Consider the following 17,702-nt stretch of genomic DNA (forward strand, 5'->3'; position numbering starts at 1 on the left):
GCAACCAGCCGTATCACGCGACCCGCAGGCCGTAGCGACGGTCCCGGCGGGCATATTCGGCGATGGCCTGGCCCAGATGCGCCGCGTCGTAATCCGGCCACAGCACATCCTGGAAGACGAATTCCGCGTAGGCCGACTGCCACAGCAGGAAGTTGGACAGCCGCTGCTCGCCGCTGGTGCGGATGATCAGGTCCGGGTCGGGCATGCCGGCGGTCGAAAGCTGGCCGGCGAAGGCCGCCATATCCACCTGTTCCGGGTCCAGCGTGCCCGCGGCCACCCGGCGCGCCAGGTCCCGTGCCGCCGCCACGATCTCGGCCCGCCCACCGTAGGAGACGGCGACGTTAAGGTTGAGCCGGGTGCCATGAGCGGTCGCCGCTTCCGCCGCGCCGATCGCGCGCACGGTTTCCGCGCCGAAACGCTCGCGCTCGCCGATCACCCGAAGCCGGATACCTTCCTTCGCCAGGGTGCCGACCTCGGAGCGGAGGTACATCCGCATCAGCCCGGTCAGGTCGCGGACTTCCTCCGGCGGCCGCTGCCAGTTCTCGGAGGAGAAGGCGAACAGCGTCAGCCAGGGGATTCCGGCCTGCGCCGCGGCCTCGATGGTGCGCCGCACGGCCTCGGCGCCCGCCTTGTGGCCGAGCGCGCGCGGCAGGCTGCGCGCCGCGGCCCAACGGCCGTTGCCATCCATGATGATGCCGATGTGCTGCGGCGACCTGCCGCCGCCAGCAGGGCGTGCCGCAACCGCGGCCGCACCTTGCGGTTGCTCGCCGAGCGCTTGCCCGGCCGGCCCCAGCGGCTTTGCCGCCGCGCTCATCACCCGCCCGTCCAAGCCGCCCGGCGTGCCATCAGCTTGTCCGGATGTCCTTTTCCTTCTCCGCCAGGGTGGCATCCACGGTCTTGATGCTCTGGTCGGTCATCTTCTGGATCTCATCCGTCCAACGCTTGACGTCATCCTGCGAGACCTCGGACTTCTTGTCCTTCTCCCAGCCCTTGACGGTCTCCATTGCATCGCGCCGGACGCCGCGCATGGCAACCTTGCTGGCCTCCGCATATTTCGATGCGGTCTTCACAAGATCGTTGCGTCGTTCCGTGGTCAGCGGCGGCAGCGGCACGCGGATCACCTGGCCCTCGGTCTGCGGGTTCAGGCCGAGGCCGGAATCGCGGATCGCGATCTCAACCGCCTTGACCACCGACTTGTCCCAGACCTGGACGGACAGCATCCCCGGACCGGCGACCGAGATGTTGGAGACCTGCACCAGCGGCTGCACATTGCCATAGGCCTCGACACGGATCGGCTCCAGCAGCGCGGGGCTGGCGCGGCCGGTCCGCAGGCCCTGGAATTCCTTCTTCAGCGTCTCAAGCGCACCGTCCATGCGGCGCTGCAGTTCGAGCTTGTACTCGGCGAAGTCGGCGGCCATGCCCGGATTCCCTCTTCAGCATTTCCAGGTCAGGCGAACCCGCCCGACAGGTCGGAAAATGCGACAAACATTGGTCTAAGGATCGACCACGGTGGTGAACTTCCCCTCGCCCTTCATGACGGCGGTGAAGGCACCCGGCTCGTGGATGTTGAACACGACGATCGGCAGCTTGTTCTCCCGCGCCAGGCTGATGGCGGCGGCGTCCATCACTGCCAGGTCGCGCGAGAGGACATCGAGATAGGTGATCGTCGTGTAGCGTTCGGCGTTCGGGTTCTTGCGCGGGTCGGCGGAATACACGCCATCCACCTGCGTACCCTTCAACAGCGCATCGCAGCCCATCTCATTGGCACGCAGCGCCGCGGCGGTATCCGTGGTGAAGAACGGGTTGCCGGTGCCGGCGGCGAAGATCACCACGCGGCCCTTCTCCATGTGCCGCATCGCGCGGCGGCGGATGAAGGGCTCGCACAGGCTGGCCATCGGGATGGCGGATTGCACGCGGGTCGGCACGCCCAGCTTTTCCAGCCAGTTCTGCATGGCCAGCGCGTTCATCACGGTCGCCAGCATGCCCATGGCATCGGCCTGGGTGCGGTCCATGCCGGCCGAAGCCCCGGCCACACCCCGGAAGATGTTGCCGCCGCCGATCACCATGCAGACCTCGACGCCGAGCGCCACGACATCGCGGATATCCTCCGCGATGTTCTTCAGCACGGCGATGTCCAGGCCGTAGTCGCGATTGCCCATCAGCGCCTCGCCGGAGACCTTGAGCAGGACGCGCTTGTAGAGGGGGGGTCTGCTCATCTGATATCGGGAGTCCGGCTGGCTTGCGTTGCGTAACATAGTCGGCGCACCGTGGCGGCGGCAAGGCGAAGGGGCAGCACGCGTATGGCGCATTGCGGCCTTCGCCCGCCCCCTTTTGGCGGCCATGCGGGCGATTTCGCGCCCGATCGCGCGCCCCATCCTGCCCCGGCGAGGCCGATGCGAGGGGGTACCACCCGGCCGCGCGGGCCGGGTAGCCTGTCTCAGCCCTTGGCGGCTGCGGCCACTTCGGCGGCGAAGTCGCTGGCCGCCTTCTCGATGCCCTCGCCCAGGTGGAAGCGCTCGAAGCCGGTCAGCTTGCCGCCGGCCTTCTGCACCACCTGGCGCACGCGGCTTTCGCCGTCATGCACCCAGACCTGCTCCAGCAGCACCACTTCCTCGTAGTACTTGCGGATGCGGCCCTCGATCATCTTCTCGACGATCTCGGGCTTCTTGCCGGAGGTTGCCGCCTGCTCGCGCAGCACCGCCTTCTCCCGCTCCAGCGCGGAGGGGTCGACGGCGTTGACGTCCAGCGCCTCCGGCCGGGTCGCGGCCACATGCATGCCGATCTGGCGGCCGAGCGCCTCCAGGGCGTCGATCTCGCTCCCGGCTTCCAGCGCGACCAGCACGCCGATCTTGCCGAGGCCCGGCTTCACCGCATTGTGCATGTAGGTGGCGACGGCGCCCGACGGCACGCGCAGCACCTTGGCGCGGCGGATGGTCATGTTCTCGCCGATCGTGGCGATCAGGCGGGTCAGTTCTTCCTGCGTGGAATGCATCGTGCCGGGATAGGTCGCGGCCTTCAGCGCCTCCACGTCATCGCCCACGGACAGGGCCAGGCCCGCCACTTCGGCGACGAAGTTCTGGAAGCTCTCGTTACGCGCCACGAAGTCGGTCTCGGCATTCACCTCGACCATCGCCGCGATGTTCGGGCCGGAGGCGACGCCCACCAGGCCCTCGGCGGCCACGCGGCCGGACTTCTTGGCGGCGGCGGAGAGGCCCTTCTTGCGGAGCCAGTCGATCGCGGCCTCCATGTCGCCGGCGGCTTCGACCAGCGCCTTCTTGCAGTCCATCATGCCGGCGCCGGTCTTCTCGCGCAGCTCGCGCACCATCGCCGCGGTGATCTCGGCCATATCGATCGTCCCCGTCCATCGCATCACGGCCGCACCGGCAGCATGCCCGGGGCGGCCTCCAACTCAGCCGGCCGGGCGCGCAATGCCCGGCCTCACGTCACAACCCGCCCCCGGCGTGCCGGGGGTGGCGCCTCAGGCCGCCGGAGCGTCCTTGGCGGGCTCTTCCGCAACCGGCTCGGCCGCGGGCGCCTCGGCGGCGATCTCGGCGGCAACCGCCTCGGGCAGCACGTCGGCGACGTCCGGCAGCGCCTCAGGGAGCAGCTCCTCGGCCGCGCCGAGGTCGGCACCGGAGGAACCGAGCTCGGCGGAGATGCCGTCCAGCACCGCGCCGGCGACGCTGTCGCAATACAGGTGGATGGCGCGGATCGCGTCGTCATTGCCCGGGATCGGATAGGCGATGCCCATCGGGTCCGCGTTGCTGTCGACCACGGCGACCACCGGGATGCCGAGCTTGTTGGCCTCCTCGATCGCCAGCTTCTCCTTCACCGTGTCGATGACGAAGATGATGTCCGGCAGGCCGCCCATGTCCTTGATGCCGCCGAGCGCGCGGTCGAGCTTCTCGCGCTCCCGCGTCAGCATCAGGACTTCCTTCTTGGTGAGGCCCTGGATGTTGCCGCCGAGCTGCTCTTCCATCTGCTTCAGGCGCTTGATGCTGCCCTGGATGGTCTTCCAGTTGGTCAGCATGCCGCCGAGCCAGCGGTGGTTCACATAATACTGGCCGCAGCGCGCGGCGCTTTCGGCAACGTATTCGGCAGCGGCCTTCTTGGTGCCGACCAGCAGCACGCGGCCGCCGGCGGCCACCACGTCGCGGATCGCGCGCAGCGCGCGGTCCATCATCGGCACGGTCTGCTGCAGGTCCAGGATATGGACCTGGTTGCGCACGCCGAAGATGTACGGCGCCATCCGGGGGTTCCAGCGGCGGGTGTGGTGGCCAAAGTGCACGCCGGCCTCGAGCAGGCCGCGCAGGGTGACATCGGGCATCGCCATCGGCGAAATCCTTTCTACTTCCAGTGGTCCGGTTGAGCCTCCGCGCTGCAGCCCCCGCCCATCAGACCGAAGGGAGGGGACCGGACCCTCGGGGAGACCCCCGGAAGGTGCACCGCGTGCGAATTTGCCGCCCCGGGGCACGCACCCCGGACCGGCGGGCGCGGTATGCCCCACCGCGGCGCTGCTCGCAACCCCGAAGGCGCCGTTGCAGCCCGGCTAGCGGCGACCGTCCTTGACGCACGGGCTTGCGGCACGGCCCCCCGCCCCTATCCTGGCGCCTCGCCTTCCGGACATCCCAAGCCCGCCATGCGCATCCTGGTCGTCTCCCCCACGCCAAGCCATCCGCAGGACGCCGGCAATCGCGCCCGCATCCATGCCGTGCTGTCGGACCTCAAGGCGGCCGGGCACAGCATCACGCTCTGCCTGCTGGACCGTGAGAAGGTCGCACCGGAACATCTTGATTCCATGCGAGACGCATGGGACGAGCTGATCCTGGTGCCGCATGATCGCGCCCAGGAGAGGCCGAGCCTAGGCGGCAGCTTCGGGCTGGATGACTGGGTGCAGCCGGCGCTGGAGGATGTGCTGGTGACGCTCGCCGTCCGCCGGCCGGGCTTCGACATGGTGCTGGTGGAATACGTCTTCCTGAGCCGCGCCTTCACCTTCTTCCCGCCGCCCAACCTGCGCTTCGCCGCCCCGGTACTGAAGGTGCTGGACACGCATGACCAGTTTGGCGGGCGCGACCAGCGGCTGCGCGCGCTGGGCCTGAACCCGTCCTTCTACTTCACCACACAGGCGGAGGAGGCGCGCGGCTTCGGCCGGGCCGACCTGGTGCTGGCGATCCAGGACGAGGAGCGCGCCGCCTTCGAGGCCTATAGCCCGAAGCCCGTGCTCACTTTGGGCCATCTCCCGGCCGGCGATCGCCCGCCCTTGCCGCCGCGGGCGCCGGATGGCCGCTTCGTCATCGGCTATCTCGGCAGCTCCAACCCGATGAATACCCGCGCGCTGGACCGTTTCCTGGCGGCGCTGGACCTGCCGGCGCTGGCCGCCGCCGGGGCCGAGATCCGCATTGCCGGCAGCGCCGCGGGCCATCTGCAGGCCGCACCCGGCCTGGCGCTGATGGGCCCGGTGGCGGATCCGGATGACCTGTATGCCGCCGTGGACCTGGTGGTGAACCCGCATGAGGGCGGCACCGGGCTGAAGATCAAGACGGTGGAGGCGCTGTCCCGCGGTCGCCCCGTTGCCGGCACGGCGGAAGCCTTCGCCGGGCTGGAGCCGCAGGCGGCCTTCCATGCCGCCGCCGATGCGATGGCGCTGGCCGGCCTAGTGCAGCGCGCGGTGCAGGACCCGGCGCTGCGGCCGCGCATCGCCGCCGCCTCCGCCACGCTGTGGCGCCGCTATTCTGCGCGGGTGGCGGCCGAACAGCGCCGCCTCGCCAGCCCCGCCATGCTGCGGCTGGCGATGGACCGGCCACGCACGCTGCTGGTGACCGACCTCCGCTTCTGGGAGGAGCGGCTGGGCAACCACGCGCGCATCGCCGCCCTGGCCCGTGCGGCGCGGACGGAGATGGATCTCGACCTGTTCTTCATCGGCACCATGTCGCCGTCCGAGATATCCTACGCCAAGGCGCTGCTGGGCGGCCGGTCCCGCATCTTCCCCACGGGGGCGCTGCCGCCGACACCGGATGCGCGGCTGCCACCGGGGCTGACGCCCTTTGAACGGCGCTCCACCATCGCGGCCGCGCTGCCCGCCTTCGCCAGCCACCTGGCCGCCAACCCGCCGGATGCGGTGGTGCTGGAATACATCCGCCTGTCCTACCTGCGCCACGCGATCCACCAGCCGGTGCTGACGGTGCTCGATACGCACGACATCATGTCGCTGCGCGCCCGCAACTTCGCCCATTTCGGCCGGCGCCACTTCATCGAGATCAGCGTGCAGGAGGAACTGCGGATCCTTTCCGGCTTCGACCAGTTGCTGGCGATCCAGCAGGACGAGTTCAACTGGCTCGATGCCCTGCTGCCCGGCCGGGTGATGCTGGCGCCGCATGTCGTCTCGGTGCAGCCGCGGGCGCCGCGTGATGCGGAAGGGCCGGTGCGGGTCGGCTTCATCGGCGGCGACAGCCCGATGAACCGGGATGGGCTGACCTGGCTGCTGGATCAGGTCTGGCCGGCGATCGCGCCGCTGGGCGCAGAACTGCATGTCGCCGGCGATGTCTGCACGACCATGCCCGCCGGGCGGCCCGGCGTGGTGCTGCATGGCGCGGTGCCGCGGCCGGAGGATTTCCTGACGACGCTCGATATCGGGGTGAACCCGGTGTTCTACGGCGGTGGGCTGAAGATCAAGACGGTGGAGTATCTCAGCCACGGCCTGCCGAGCGTGCTGACGGCGGAGGCGCTGTACGGCATCACCGGCGGCGCGGGCGAGGCCTATGCGCTGGCGGAGGACCGCGCCGGCTTCGTCGCGCAGCTGGCCGGGCTGGTGCTGGACCCGGCGGCACGGCTGCGCATGGGCGAGGCGGCGCTGGCCTTCGGCCGCCGCCACTTCGCCCCCGCGGCGCTGGCGCCAGCCATGCGGAACCTGGCCGGCCTGGCCCGCGGCGTGCCACGCCCCGCCGCCGCGGCGCGCGCCTGAGCGCCGGCGGCCGGCTTGGCGCCGCCGCGCCCGCTGGGCTAATGCCCTGCCACGGTGACAACATGCCAGGACCAGAGCAGATGAGCCGCGCGCCGGAACAGGCCGCCGGCCCCCGGACCGATCCGCCCGGCATCCTGCCCGGCGCGGGCGTGCCCGGGCGGCTCGGCCATCTGCTGATCCTGCTGCCCTCCTCCGGCTTCGGTGGCACGGAGGGGCATACGGCGCAGCTTGCCGCCCGGCTGGCGAACCAGCCGGGCCTGCGCGTCACCCTGGCGGCGGAGCCCGCCCTGCTGCCGGCGCTGGCCGCCGCAATGCCCACGGGATTGCCCCCGGGATCGGCCGCGCCGCGCCTGCATCCCGCCGCCATCGGCTGGAGCGGCCGCGCGCCTTCCACGGATGAGATCGCGGCGCAGGAGGATGCAGCACGGGCGGCGATCGCCGCGCTGGCACCGGACATCCTGCTGATCCCCCTGCCCTGGCCCAATGCGGGGCTTGGCCTGCTGCGCGCCGCCGCGGACCTGCCCCGGCTGGTGGTGGTGCATCTGGCGCCGGAGGCTGAGCCGGGCAGTATCGCCGAGGCACTGCCCGGGCTGCGGGCAGCGGGCGCCGCGTGGTGCGCCGTCTCGCCGCCTGGTGCGCGCCGCGCCGCGCGATTCTTCGGGCTGCCGGAGGGCGCCGTCGCGCAGGTGGACAACCCGGCCCCGCCGCCGCCCCTGGCCGACCGCGCCTTGCTGCGCGTGGCACTGCGCAACGCGCTCGGGCTGCATGCCGATGCGCCGCTGCTGCTGTTCGTCGGGCGGCTGGAGAAGACCAAGGGCGCGCAGCATCTGCCTGCCATCGCCGCGGCGGCGGGCATGACTTTGGCCTGCGCCGGCGCCGGCCCGCTGCGGGCGGAGCTGGATCGCAGTGCGGCGGCGGACCCGGCCTGCCGGCTGCGGCTGCTCGGCCACCTGGCCGATCCCGCCGCCTGGTACTTGGCGGCGGATGCGCTGGTGCTGCCATCCGTGCTGGAAGGCCTGCCGCTGGTGTTTCTCGAAGCCGCGGCGGCGGGCTGCCCCGTGGTGGCGACGGAAGCGGCGCTGGAGGGCCTGGGCGAGGCCGCGTCAGACCTTGCGCGGCTGGTGAAGACGCCGGACCAGGCGGCATTCGGCGCCGTGCTGCGCGCCTTGCTGGCGGACCCCGAGGGCGCCGCGGCGCTGGCCGGCCGGGCCAGGGCGGAGGCCGCCCGCCGGTCCTGGGACCGCATCCTGCCCGAATGGCTCGGCCTGCTGCGGGCCGCCGGCGCCCGCCATGCGCTGGCTCCGTCCCGCGCCGCCAGCCTGGCCCCGAATCTGGCTACCGAACCGGAGACGCCTGCATGACCGAGTTCCTGATCGGCGCCGCTGAACGTGCCGCCCTGGCGGCCGGGGAGCCTGCCGTGGTGGCAGCCGCCGGCATGAAGGGGCTCGATACGCTGCCGCTGGTGGTGCTGCGGCCGGTGCAGGGGGTGCTGCGGCGCGGCGCGGCGGATGGCCCGGCTGAGTCGTTCCCGCCCGGCCTGGCGCCGCTGGCGCTGCTGGCACCGGATGCCGCCGCCGCCGCCGCCCTGGCGGCCGGGCTGCCGCAGGGGGTGCCGCAGATCCTCGGCCCCGACCCGCTGCCGGCGCTGCTCGACCTGGCGCTGCAGGCCCTGGCCGCGGCGCAGGCGGCGCGGATCGCGCTGCAGGGCCAGCCCGGCAGCCGTCCGCCGGCCATGCGCAGCCTGGTGATCGACCTGCCGCCGCTGGCCACCGCCAATGCGCCACCCGAGCAGGTGACGCAGCATCTCGGCCGGCCGGCGGAGGGGTTGTGCGGCATCGCGCTGCATGTCGCCGCCGCCCGCGCCACCGCCGCCAGCCTGCTGCGCGTGCGCCTGCTGGCGGCCGGGCGGGTGCTCGGCGCCTGGACCCTGCCCGGCGATCTGGTCACCGCCGGCTGGCTCCAGCTGGACCTGCCGGAGCCGGCCTCGCCCGGCGCAGCGGAGGCGGTGCTGGAGGTGGGCGTGGAGCTCGCTTCCGGCGAGGTGCTGGTGCTTTCCAGCGCCGGCACCGGCCCCGCCGCGCCCCTGGCGCTGCGGGCCGAGACGGCGGAGCCGCACCACCTGGTGCTGCCCTGGCAGTTCGACTGGGCGGCCTGTGGCGTGGCCGCGCCGCGCCCCGGCCTGGCGCTGCCGGTGCCGCGGCAGGCCTGGGACGCCGCCCGGGTGGATGGTGCCGAGGCAAGCTTCGCCGCCGCCGGGGCGGAGGCACCGCGGATGATGCTGGAGATCCCGCCCGGCGCCGAGGCACGGCTGGACCTGCCGACCCTGCCGCCCGGTGCGGCCGACCTGGCGCTGGCCGAGCTGCATTGCCGGCTGGGTGAGCCGGCGGGGCTGCAGGTGGCCTTGCAGGCGGGGCCGGAAGCCGGGCCGGCGCGGGACAGTGGCTGGCGCATTCCCGACCCCGGCGGGGCGCTCCGCATCGCCCTGCCGCTGCCGGCCGGGCTCGGCGGCGCGGTGCGTCTGGGCCTGGCGTTCCGCAACCGGGGCGCCGCCGCGGTGACGGTGGAGGTGGCGATGCTGGCGCTGATGGCCGGCGCGGCCGGGGTGACGCGGCGGGTGCCGCCGCAGGCGCGCATCGTGCCCCACATGGCAGCCTCCGCGCCGCAGCTTCAGGTGCCCCTGCCCGCCTTCGTGCCCGCGGCAACGGAACAGGAGCCGGAATCGTCCCGGCCGGAATTGTCTCGGGGCGAGGCCTTGCCGGCTGCCGGCCTGCCGGGTCCGGCGCCGCAGCCCGCCGCGCCGCCGCCGCCGCTGGCCGGTGGCGAGGCCGGCGCCCCGGCGCCCGCCCCGGCGCCCGCCACCACGCCGATGACGCTGGCCGCCCCGACGCCCGCCGCGGGGAGCGAGATGGCGCCCGGCGGGGCGGATTTCCAGGACATCAAGCTGCACCAGCACAGCGTCAATGCGGATGGCAGCTACCGGCACATCGAGCTCGGCCTGAGCGGACTGGTCTCGGCCAGCGGCGTGTGGCGGGAGGTGCGGCTGAAGCTGTTCGACCGCCGTGGCACGATCGGGCTGGAATTCCGGCGCATCAAGGGCTGGCCGCAGATGTTCGAGGCCTGGCCGCAGGGCGGCAGCGACCAGTTCGGCCCCTATTGGCGGCTGGAGACGGAGGCCGCGGCGACGGCGCTCGCGCGGCTCACCTCCGCGCAGGACCGCGCCATGCTGGCGGCGCTGCTGGAACTGCTGCCCTCCCTTGTCCGCCGCGCCGCGCGCGTCGCCGGGCTGCCGGCGGAGGAACAGGAGGCCTGGGCCGATCGCGGCCGTGCCCTGGTGGCGGCGGTGGATGCGGCACGGCTCGGCCCCACCCGCGTCACTGCTACTGGTCCGGGCTGAGCCAGGCCTCCAGCCGCGCGGCGACGGCATCCCACCGCGCCGCGAAGTGGCGGTACAGCGCCAGGTCGAGCGCATTGGTCGCGGCGATTCGCGCCGCCAGCGCCGGGTCGGCGAGGCGTGCCGCGATCTCCTCCCGTTCCGCGGCAGCCGCGGCGTTCACCCGCAGCCGGGCCGCTGGCGCCCGCGACTGGCCGAGCATCCGGGTCAGCGCGCGGAAGCTCGGCAGGTAGCGTTCCTGCAGGCCGAGGAAGGCGAAATTCGCCTCGACATGCGCGATCGCCGCGCCGGCATCGCCCGCATCCAGCACCGGCTTCGGCACCAGATGCCGCGCTGTCCGGTTGCGCTGGCCGGGCAGGTCCAGGAAGGCGTCGAAATCCGGCACGCGCCGGCGCACCTCCTCCGCCAGCGGGTGCATCGGGGAGCGTTGGTACAGGTAGTCCGAGACCAGCCGCGCGGCCGGTTCGCGCAGCATGGTGAACAGCCGCGTGCCCGGCACGCCCTGGACGATGCGCGCGACATGACGCTGCTGCACATGGCCGGAGGCGAAGCGGAAGGGCGTTTCCCGCCACGCCGCCAGCGCCTGTTCCACCGCCGTGTCGTAGCGCTGCAAGGCGGGGCGGCTGCGGTCGAGATGGTCGATGTGCAGGCTGCGATAGGGCTGCAGGCCGGTTGCGATGTCGGCTGTCAGCGACGACCCGGCGGTCTTCGGCACATGCACGAAAAGCCAGAGCGGCGGCGCCGGCTGCAGGGCGGCGAGCCAGGCCTCGAAATCGCCATCGAAGAAGGCGCGCAGCGGCGGCATGCCCGGTTCAGGCCAGCGCCGCGCGCAGCGCCGGCTCGGCCCGCCGCAGACCCTCCGCGAAATGCGTGTACAGCGCGCAGTCCAGCGGGTTCAGCGCACGGATGCGCTCAGCCATCGCCGCGTCCACCTCCGCCCCGCCATCCTCATCCGTGTTGACGTTGGCGCGCAGATGCGGCGCTTGCTGGCGGCCGGCGAGCGCGGTGAGGGTGCGGAAGGACAGGTCGTACATCTCCTGGATGCCGACGAAGGCGAAGTGGCGCGTCACATGCTCGATGCAGGCGCCGGCATCGCGCGTTGCCAGGATCTCCCGCGGCAGCAGGTGCTGCGCCGCCTTGTCCATCTCGCCCCGCGCTTCGAGATAGGCCGCGAGGCTGGGCACGCGCCGGCTGAAGGCGGCGTGGCCCGGATGGCGAGGCGACCGCTGGTGGCGGTAGTCGGAGACCACGCGCGCCACGGGGTCGCGCAGCATGGTGATGAAGCGCGCCCGGGGCATCTGCGCGGCGATGCGCGTGATGTGGCGTCCGACGATGTGGCCGGAGGCGAAGCGGATGCCGCGCGGCCCAGCCTGTTCCAGGAAGCGCGCCACCGCATCGTCCAGACGGTCGCTGAAGCTGCGCGAGGTGTCCGTGTAGTCCACATGGATGTTGATGTCGGGCGGCAGGATGGCGGCCAATTCGGCACGCAGCGAGGTGCCGGCGGTCTTCGGGACATGCACGAAGATGCAGGGCGCCTCGCCCAGCGCGGCGTCGCGCAGGAAATCCGCGATCCGCCCTTCGAACAGCGCCCGCATCATGCGCCGCCCGGGACGCCGCCCAGCACGGCGCGCACATGCGTAAGCACGCGCGCCGCCGCCTCGGTCGGCGTCTGGCCCTGCGTCTCGATCCGCAATTCGGGATGCTCCGGCGCCTCATAGGGGCTGCTGATGCCGGTGAAGTTGCGGATGGTGCCCTCGATCGCGCGGGCATAGAGGCCCTTGGGGTCGCGCCGGATGCAATCCTCGATCGGCGTGTCGACGAACACCTCGATGAACTCGCCCTCGCCCATCATCTCCCGCACCATCTCGCGTTCGGCGCGGAACGGCGAGATGAAGGAGCACAGCACGATCAGCCCGGCATCGACGAACAGCTTCGCCACCTCCCCCACCCGGCGGATGTTCTCGACACGGTCGGCATCGGTGAAGCCGAGGTCGCGGTTCAGCCCGTGACGCAGATTGTCGCCGTCCAGCGTGTAGGTATGGCGCCCTTCCGCGTGCAGCGCCTGTTCCACCAGCTTGGCGATGGTGGATTTGCCGGAGCCGGACAGGCCGGTGAACCAGATCGCCAGCGGCTTCTGGTGGTCCAGCGCCGCGCGCGCGGCCTTGTCCACCAGGAATTCCTCGGTGTGGATGTTGGTGGCGCGGCGCAGGCTGAAGGCGACCATGCCGGCGCCGGCGGTGCGGTTGCTGAAGCGGTCCACCAGCACGAAGGCGCCGGTCTGCCGGTTCTCCGCATAGGGGTCGAGCGGCAGGCGCTGCGCCGCGGACAGGTTGCAGAAGCCGATCTCGTTCAGTTCCAGCCGCCGCGCCGGCTGGTGCTCCAGCGTGTTCACATCCACCCGGTGGCGGATCGAGGTGATGGAGACGGGCGTCCACAGATTGCCCGCGCGCATCAGGTATTGCCGCCCGGGCAGCAGCGGTTCCTCGTCCATCCACAGGACATGGGCGGCGAACTGGTCCGTCACCGTGGGGCGGTCGGCGGGCGGGGCGAGTACGTCGCCGCGCGCCACATCCACCTCATCCGCCAGGCAGATGGTGACGGCATCCCCGGCCACCGCCGCCGTCTGCTCGCCATCCGGGCCGAGGATGCGCGCCACGGTGCTGGCCTTGCCGGAGGCAGCGACCACCAGCGCATCTCCGGTCGCGACGCGGCCGGAGGCGACTGTGCCGGAGAAGCCCCGGAAATCCTGGTTCGGCCGGTTCACCCATTGCACGGGGAAGCGGAACGGCCGCGTCGCCGCCTCGGCCTCCGGCTCCACCTGTTCAAGGTGGGAGACCAGCGTCGGGCCGCGATACCACGGCATATTGCCGGACGCGCTTGAGACATTGTCGCCGAAGCGCGCGGAGACCGGCACCGGCAGCATCGAATGGAAGCCGAGCCCCGCGGCGAAGCGGGTGAAATCGCCGGTAATGCGGTCGAACACCGCCTCGTCGAACCCCACCAGGTCGATCTTGTTCACCGCCAGGACAACATGCCGGATGCCGAGCAGGGAGCAGATATAGGCGTGGCGCCTGGTCTGCGTCAGCACGCCGCGACGGGCATCGCACAGGATGACGGCGAGGTCGGAGTTGGAGGCACCGGTCGCCATGTTGCGGGTGTACTGCTCATGCCCCGGCGTATCGGCCACGATGAAGCTGCGGCGCGGCGTGGCGAAGAAGCGGTAGGCGACATCGATGGTAATGCCCTGCTGGCGCTCCGCCTCCAGCCCGTCCACCAGCAAGGCGAGGTCGATTTCCTCCCCCACCGTACCATGCTTGCGGCTGTCCTTGGCGATCGCCGCCAGCGTGTCCTCCATGATCAGCCGGCTGTCGAACAGCAGACGGCCGATCAGGCTGGACTTGCCGTCATCGACGGAGCCGCAGGTGAGAAAGCGCAGCAGGCCCCGCTGGTCGGGTCCACGCTGATCAGGCATGGCGGCGTGGCGGTGGCTGTCCATTTCGGTCCCGTACGGCTCCTGCACGCCCTGCTTGCCCTTTCGGCTATCCCATGACCACCCTCGGCGCGGCAAGATGTGCAACGAGCCTTGGGACTCAACGAGCCATGACCGACCACGGCACCCTTCTGGCGCGCTTCGCCGCCATCGCCGCCGAGGCCGGCGCGCGCATCGTCGAGGTCCGCGCCCGGCCGCATGACGTGACCGCCAAGGCGGATGGCTCGCCCCTGACGGAGGCCGACCTGGCGGCGGAAGCGGTGATCGCCGCCGCCCTGCCCGCCGCGGCGCCGGGCATCGCCGTGGTGTCCGAGGAAGATGCGGCGCGGGTGGCACCGCCGAAGGGCGCCAGCTTCATCCTGGTGGACCCGCTGGACGGCACGCGGGAATTCCTCGGCCCGTCCGGCGAGTTCACCGTGAACATCGCCCTCATCGAGGCAGGCCAGCCGGTCTGCGGCGTGGTCTATGCGCCGGCACTCGGCCGCATCTGGCGCGGCGCGGCCGGGCTCGGGGCGGAGATGGCGGCGCTGGCGCCCGGTGCCGATCCGCGCCGTGCCGAATGGCGGCCGATTCGCGCCAGGCCGCGCCCGGCGGCGGATTGGACGGCGGTGGCCAGCCGGTCGCATCTGGATGCCGAGACGGAGGCGTTCCTGGCGCGGCTGCCGGTCGGCGAGCATCGCGCCATCGGGTCCTCGTTGAAATTCTGCCTGCTGGCGGAAGGGGTGGCGGATGTCTATCCGCGCTTCGGCCCGACCATGGAATGGGACACCGCGGCCGGCCAGGCGGTGCTGGAAGCCGCCGGCGGGCGGGTGGAGACGCCGGAGGGCGCGGCCTTCCGCTACGGCAAGGCGGCGGAGGGCTTCCGCAACGGACCTTTCATCGCCTGGGGCGCGGCCGGCCCGGTCTCCGCCTGAAGGCGCGCGGCCGGCGAAAGCCTCCGCTGTTGCCCATGGTTTCGCCCGGCTGCGGTTGACACAAGCCGCCGAAGCCCGTTTGACGGCAGCGCATCGCATGTGGCGCCAGGCGTGCGCAGGGTGGCGCATCGCCGGCAGGAGGGTCTCGCGTGGTTGGCCCGGTTGGGGACGAATTGCAACTCGGGCTGGATTGCGTTGTCGCGCTGCGCGATGGCGGGCGCCTGCTGGTCGGCTCCGCGCGGGCGCCGGCCGATGCGGAGGCCACACTGTGGCTGGAGGCGCCCGACGGCCAGCCCTGCCCGATCGCGCAGATCCGCTTCCACCCAGGCGCCGGGCCGAAGCCGAACGACACCGCGCAGCCGGCCCGCAACTTCACGCTGCTGGTGCGCCAGCTGCCGGTCGATACGCGGCTGGTGCTGCAATCGGGCGAGGCCCGCGTCGCCATCGCCGCCGAGGGTCCGGGCGAGGCCGCGCTGGCGCGGGTCCTGGCGGCCTGGCCAGCGGCGGCCGGTTTCGCGCTGCTGTCCGACTGCGCCGCCGACCCCGCCCTGCAACCGCTGCTGGCCTGGCCGCAGCGCCCCTTCGGCGTCTTCGCGGACTGGCTCGGCGGGCTGGGCACGGTGCGCGGCCGCATCGTCGAGAATCTGCCGGAGATCGAGGAAGCCGAGACCCTGACCTCGCTGGCCGGGGAGGTGATGGTGGTGGTGCGCGGCAGCACCCCCTTCCCGCCCGAGGCTCGGCTGGAGGCGCTGCCGCTCGGCCTGCAGCCGGATGCCTCCGGGCGGGGCGAGGCGGTGGCGCTGCCTCTGCTGGATTGGCATGTGGTGGCGCTGCCGCAGGCGCTGGTCGGCCATGGCCGCATCGACCCGGCCTGGCTCGACCGGCTCTCGACGCTCGACCTGGTCCTGCAGCTGCAGCCGAGGCCCGACCTCACCCGCTGGCTGCGCTGCCGGCCCCGCGCCGCGACGGTGCCGGACATGCTGGATGCGATCTGCCGCACCACGCCCTTCGCCGAGCCGACCGATGCCTCCGGCGCCGCGGCGCTCGACCTGCTGCGGCTGGTCGTGGCGCGCCGGGAGGGCTTCCTGGCGCCCTCGCTGGCGATGCTGGCGGCCCAGCGCGCCGCGCCGGATGCCGCCGGGCGGCTGCCGCGCCTCGGCCTGATCCTGGGTGCGGACGACCCGCTGGCGGCACGGCTGTTCCAGGTGACCGCGCCGGAATTCGAAGGCCGCTGCGACCGGCTGCTGGTGATGGGCGACGCGGCGGAGGCGGTAGCGCAGCCCTTCATCCGGCGTGGCCGCATCCCGGTGGCCGTCGGCGCGGCGGCCGTGCAGGCGTTGCGGGATGCGGCTGGCCGCGCCGGCGTGCTGGCCGTGGAGGCGCCGCGATTCGCCGCTTTCGTGGCCGCCGGTCGCCCGGCGGACGCGTTCTCCCATCCGCTCGGCGCCGCTGATCTCGCGCGGCTGCTGGCGCTGCACGCCGCCGCCGGCTGCGAACCGGCGCTGGCCGACAGCCTGGCGCGCCTGCTGCGCCTGCATCGCACCAGGCAGGGCGAGCCGGCCTTCATGCCGGTGCAGCGCGGCTGGAGCAGCCCGCATGCGGCGGAGGTGGTGAACGACCACCTGGCGCGGCTGTGGTGCATCGGCATGGCGGGGACCGCCGCAAATGGCTGAGGCACAGATGGCGCGCGGCGGCAGGGTCTGCATCATCGCCCATTCGCACCCCGAATTCTCCAAGGGCGGCGGCGAGCTGGCGGCCTACCGGCAGTTCGAGACGATGCGCGATGCCGGCCGCGACGTGGTGTTCGTCGGCGCCAGCGAGATCGGCACGCAATACGCCGAAGGCCGCCAGATCGAGACGGTGATGCCGTTCGGGCCGCAGGAATACGTATTCTCCTTCGCCGGCATGGCGGAGGACCGGCTGGCCTGGGAGGATGGCTTCCAGCGCGGCGTGCTGGTGGATTTCCTCGCGGCGCTGGATTGCGAGGTCTACCACTTCCACCATTACTGGCGGCTCGGCACCGACCTGATCGACGCGCTGATGCAGGCGCGGCCGGATGCGCGCTTCGTCATGACGATCCATGAGATGCTGGCGATCTGCCTGCATCACGGCCAAATGGTGAAGACCCGGTCGCGCGAATTGTGCCGGCGCGAATCGCCGCTGCGCTGCCTGGCCTGCTTCCCCGACCAGACTCTGGAACGCTTCGCCTATCGCAAGGCCACGCTGATCTCGGTGCTGTCGCGCTTCGACAGCATCCTGCACCCGAGCGAGTTCATCCGCGGCCGCTACCGCGACTGGGGCCTGACCGGGCCGCGCGACCCGGTGCTGGAGAACTACCTGGGGGACGCCATCCTGGCACTGCCGCGCGAACCGGCCGACCCCGGGGCCATGGCGCACCGCTTCGGCTTCTTCGGCCAGCCGACCTCCTTCAAGGGCCTGGACGTGCTGCTGCGCGCGCTGCCCATGGCGCTGCGCGGCAACCCGGATATCGTGCTGACCGTCTTCGGCGCGGAGCGGGAGGATGTGCTTCGGCTGTTCCCGACGCTGGAGCCGATGGTGGAGGCGGCCGGCCCCAGCCTGACCTTCGCCGGCCGTTACGATCCGCTGGATGCGGTGGAGCTGATGCGATCCGTCGGCTGGGTCGTGGTGCCCAGCGTCTGGTGGGAGAACTCGCCCGTGGTGATCCAGGAATCCCGCCGCGCCGGCACGCCGCTGATCGTCTCCGACATCGGCGGCATGGCGGAGAAGGTGCTGCGCGGGGTGGATGGCCTGCACTTCAAGCGCGCCGCGCCGGTGGACCTGGCGCGCGTGATGACCGAGGCTGCCGACCCGGCCCTGCGCGCGCAGTACGGCGCCAGCGTGCGGGACGTGATCGGGCGTGACGAATTTCTGGCGGCGCTGGACGCCGCCTATGCGCCGCGCGACAGCGGGCGCGCGGCGGAGTGA

General features: G+C 72.2%; 14 protein-coding genes. 6 read left to right on the forward strand and 8 right to left on the reverse strand.

All coding sequences use genetic code 11. The annotated features are described in order from the left end of the window. Positions 1-13: 13 nt before the first annotated feature. From uppS to rpsB, 5 genes are all read right to left on the reverse strand, one after another. Positions 14-814, reverse strand: coding sequence for a polyprenyl diphosphate synthase (uppS, locus tag HB662_RS23115; RefSeq protein WP_168053339.1), 801 nt, complete (start codon positions 812-814; stop codon positions 14-16). Between the two features lie 31 nt (positions 815-845). Next, positions 846-1,418: a ribosome recycling factor gene (gene frr / locus HB662_RS23120; RefSeq protein ID WP_168053341.1), complete on the reverse strand. Its 573-nt coding sequence runs from the start codon at positions 1,416-1,418 to the stop codon at positions 846-848. Positions 1,419-1,493: 75 nt separating this feature from the next. Further along, entirely contained in the window at positions 1,494-2,216 is a 723-nt protein-coding gene (gene pyrH / locus HB662_RS23125) for a UMP kinase (RefSeq protein WP_168053343.1), read from the reverse strand. Between the two features lie 221 nt (positions 2,217-2,437). Continuing rightward, positions 2,438-3,346 carry a translation elongation factor Ts gene (gene tsf / locus HB662_RS23130; protein ID WP_168053345.1) on the reverse strand — a complete coding sequence of 303 codons (909 nt, stop codon included), beginning with the start codon at positions 3,344-3,346 and terminating at the stop codon, positions 2,438-2,440. Between the two features lie 132 nt (positions 3,347-3,478). Then, complete coding sequence (rpsB, locus tag HB662_RS23135; protein ID WP_168053347.1) at positions 3,479-4,333, reverse strand: 30S ribosomal protein S2; 855 nt, start codon at positions 4,331-4,333, stop codon at positions 3,479-3,481. A 306-nt stretch (positions 4,334-4,639) separates the two neighbouring features. Here rpsB and HB662_RS23140 point away from each other — a divergent pair, with 306 nt between their 5' ends. From HB662_RS23140 to HB662_RS23150, 3 genes are all read left to right on the forward strand, one after another. Further along, complete coding sequence (locus HB662_RS23140) at positions 4,640-6,961, forward strand: glycosyltransferase (protein WP_168053349.1); 2,322 nt, start codon at positions 4,640-4,642, stop codon at positions 6,959-6,961. A gap of 80 nt (positions 6,962-7,041) precedes the next feature. Then, a complete protein-coding gene (locus tag HB662_RS23145) occupies positions 7,042-8,322 on the forward strand; it encodes a glycosyltransferase family 4 protein (RefSeq protein ID WP_168053351.1) in 1,281 nt (426 codons plus the stop codon). Further along, entirely contained in the window at positions 8,319-10,355 is a 2,037-nt protein-coding gene (locus tag HB662_RS23150; protein ID WP_168053353.1) for a DUF6212 domain-containing protein, read from the forward strand. The genes HB662_RS23145 and HB662_RS23150 overlap by 4 nt, the downstream gene beginning before the upstream one ends. Here the strand turns inward: HB662_RS23150 and HB662_RS23155 are convergent. The 3 genes from HB662_RS23155 to cysN are packed head-to-tail and all read right to left on the reverse strand — an operon-like array spanning position 10,339 to position 13,848. After that, positions 10,339-11,157, reverse strand: coding sequence for a sulfotransferase family protein (locus HB662_RS23155; protein ID WP_168053355.1), 819 nt, complete (start codon positions 11,155-11,157; stop codon positions 10,339-10,341). The genes HB662_RS23150 and HB662_RS23155 overlap by 17 nt on opposite strands. A 7-nt stretch (positions 11,158-11,164) precedes the next feature. Further along, entirely contained in the window at positions 11,165-11,950 is a 786-nt protein-coding gene (locus HB662_RS23160; protein WP_168053357.1) for a sulfotransferase family 2 domain-containing protein, read from the reverse strand. After that, on the reverse strand, positions 11,947-13,848 hold the full coding sequence (gene cysN / locus HB662_RS23165; RefSeq protein ID WP_168053359.1) for a sulfate adenylyltransferase subunit CysN: 1,902 nt from the start codon (positions 13,846-13,848) through the stop codon (positions 11,947-11,949). The genes HB662_RS23160 and cysN overlap by 4 nt, the downstream gene beginning before the upstream one ends. A 104-nt stretch (positions 13,849-13,952) precedes the next feature. Here cysN and cysQ point away from each other — a divergent pair, with 104 nt between their 5' ends. The 3 genes from cysQ (at position 13,953) to HB662_RS23180 (ending at position 17,702) form a co-directional block, all read left to right on the forward strand. Further along, positions 13,953-14,756, forward strand: coding sequence for a 3'(2'),5'-bisphosphate nucleotidase CysQ (gene cysQ, locus HB662_RS23170; protein WP_168053361.1), 804 nt, complete (start codon positions 13,953-13,955; stop codon positions 14,754-14,756). Positions 14,757-14,905: 149 nt separating this feature from the next. After that, positions 14,906-16,429, forward strand: coding sequence for a hypothetical protein (locus HB662_RS23175; protein ID WP_168053363.1), 1,524 nt, complete (start codon positions 14,906-14,908; stop codon positions 16,427-16,429). Continuing rightward, a complete protein-coding gene (locus HB662_RS23180) occupies positions 16,422-17,702 on the forward strand; it encodes a glycosyltransferase (protein ID WP_168053365.1) in 1,281 nt (426 codons plus the stop codon). The genes HB662_RS23175 and HB662_RS23180 overlap by 8 nt, the downstream gene beginning before the upstream one ends.

Origin of the sequence: Falsiroseomonas frigidaquae (genome assembly GCF_012163145.1) — a bacterium.
GTDB classification, from domain to species: domain Bacteria; phylum Pseudomonadota; class Alphaproteobacteria; order Acetobacterales; family Acetobacteraceae; genus Falsiroseomonas; species Falsiroseomonas frigidaquae.

What these genes read in the sequence shown, in the direction of transcription:
- pyrH (WP_168053343.1), bottom strand. Translation starts at nt 2,216, where the DNA reads ATGAGCAGACCCCCCCTCTACAAGCGCGTCCTGCTCAAGGTCTCCGGC.
- HB662_RS23145 (WP_168053351.1), top strand. Translation starts at nt 7,042, where the DNA reads ATGAGCCGCGCGCCGGAACAGGCCGCCGGCCCCCGGACCGATCCGCCC.
- uppS (WP_168053339.1), bottom strand. Translation starts at nt 814, where the DNA reads ATGAGCGCGGCGGCAAAGCCGCTGGGGCCGGCCGGGCAAGCGCTCGGC.
- tsf (WP_168053345.1), bottom strand. Translation starts at nt 3,346, where the DNA reads ATGGCCGAGATCACCGCGGCGATGGTGCGCGAGCTGCGCGAGAAGACC.
- cysQ (WP_168053361.1), top strand. Translation starts at nt 13,953, where the DNA reads ATGACCGACCACGGCACCCTTCTGGCGCGCTTCGCCGCCATCGCCGCC.
- HB662_RS23180 (WP_168053365.1), top strand. Translation starts at nt 16,422, where the DNA reads ATGGCTGAGGCACAGATGGCGCGCGGCGGCAGGGTCTGCATCATCGCC.
- cysN (WP_168053359.1), bottom strand. Translation starts at nt 13,848, where the DNA reads ATGGACAGCCACCGCCACGCCGCCATGCCTGATCAGCGTGGACCCGAC.
- HB662_RS23150 (WP_168053353.1), top strand. Translation starts at nt 8,319, where the DNA reads ATGACCGAGTTCCTGATCGGCGCCGCTGAACGTGCCGCCCTGGCGGCC.
- HB662_RS23155 (WP_168053355.1), bottom strand. Translation starts at nt 11,157, where the DNA reads ATGCCGCCGCTGCGCGCCTTCTTCGATGGCGATTTCGAGGCCTGGCTC.
- HB662_RS23160 (WP_168053357.1), bottom strand. Translation starts at nt 11,950, where the DNA reads ATGATGCGGGCGCTGTTCGAAGGGCGGATCGCGGATTTCCTGCGCGAC.
- frr (WP_168053341.1), bottom strand. Translation starts at nt 1,418, where the DNA reads ATGGCCGCCGACTTCGCCGAGTACAAGCTCGAACTGCAGCGCCGCATG.
- HB662_RS23140 (WP_168053349.1), top strand. Translation starts at nt 4,640, where the DNA reads ATGCGCATCCTGGTCGTCTCCCCCACGCCAAGCCATCCGCAGGACGCC.
- rpsB (WP_168053347.1), bottom strand. Translation starts at nt 4,333, where the DNA reads ATGGCGATGCCCGATGTCACCCTGCGCGGCCTGCTCGAGGCCGGCGTG.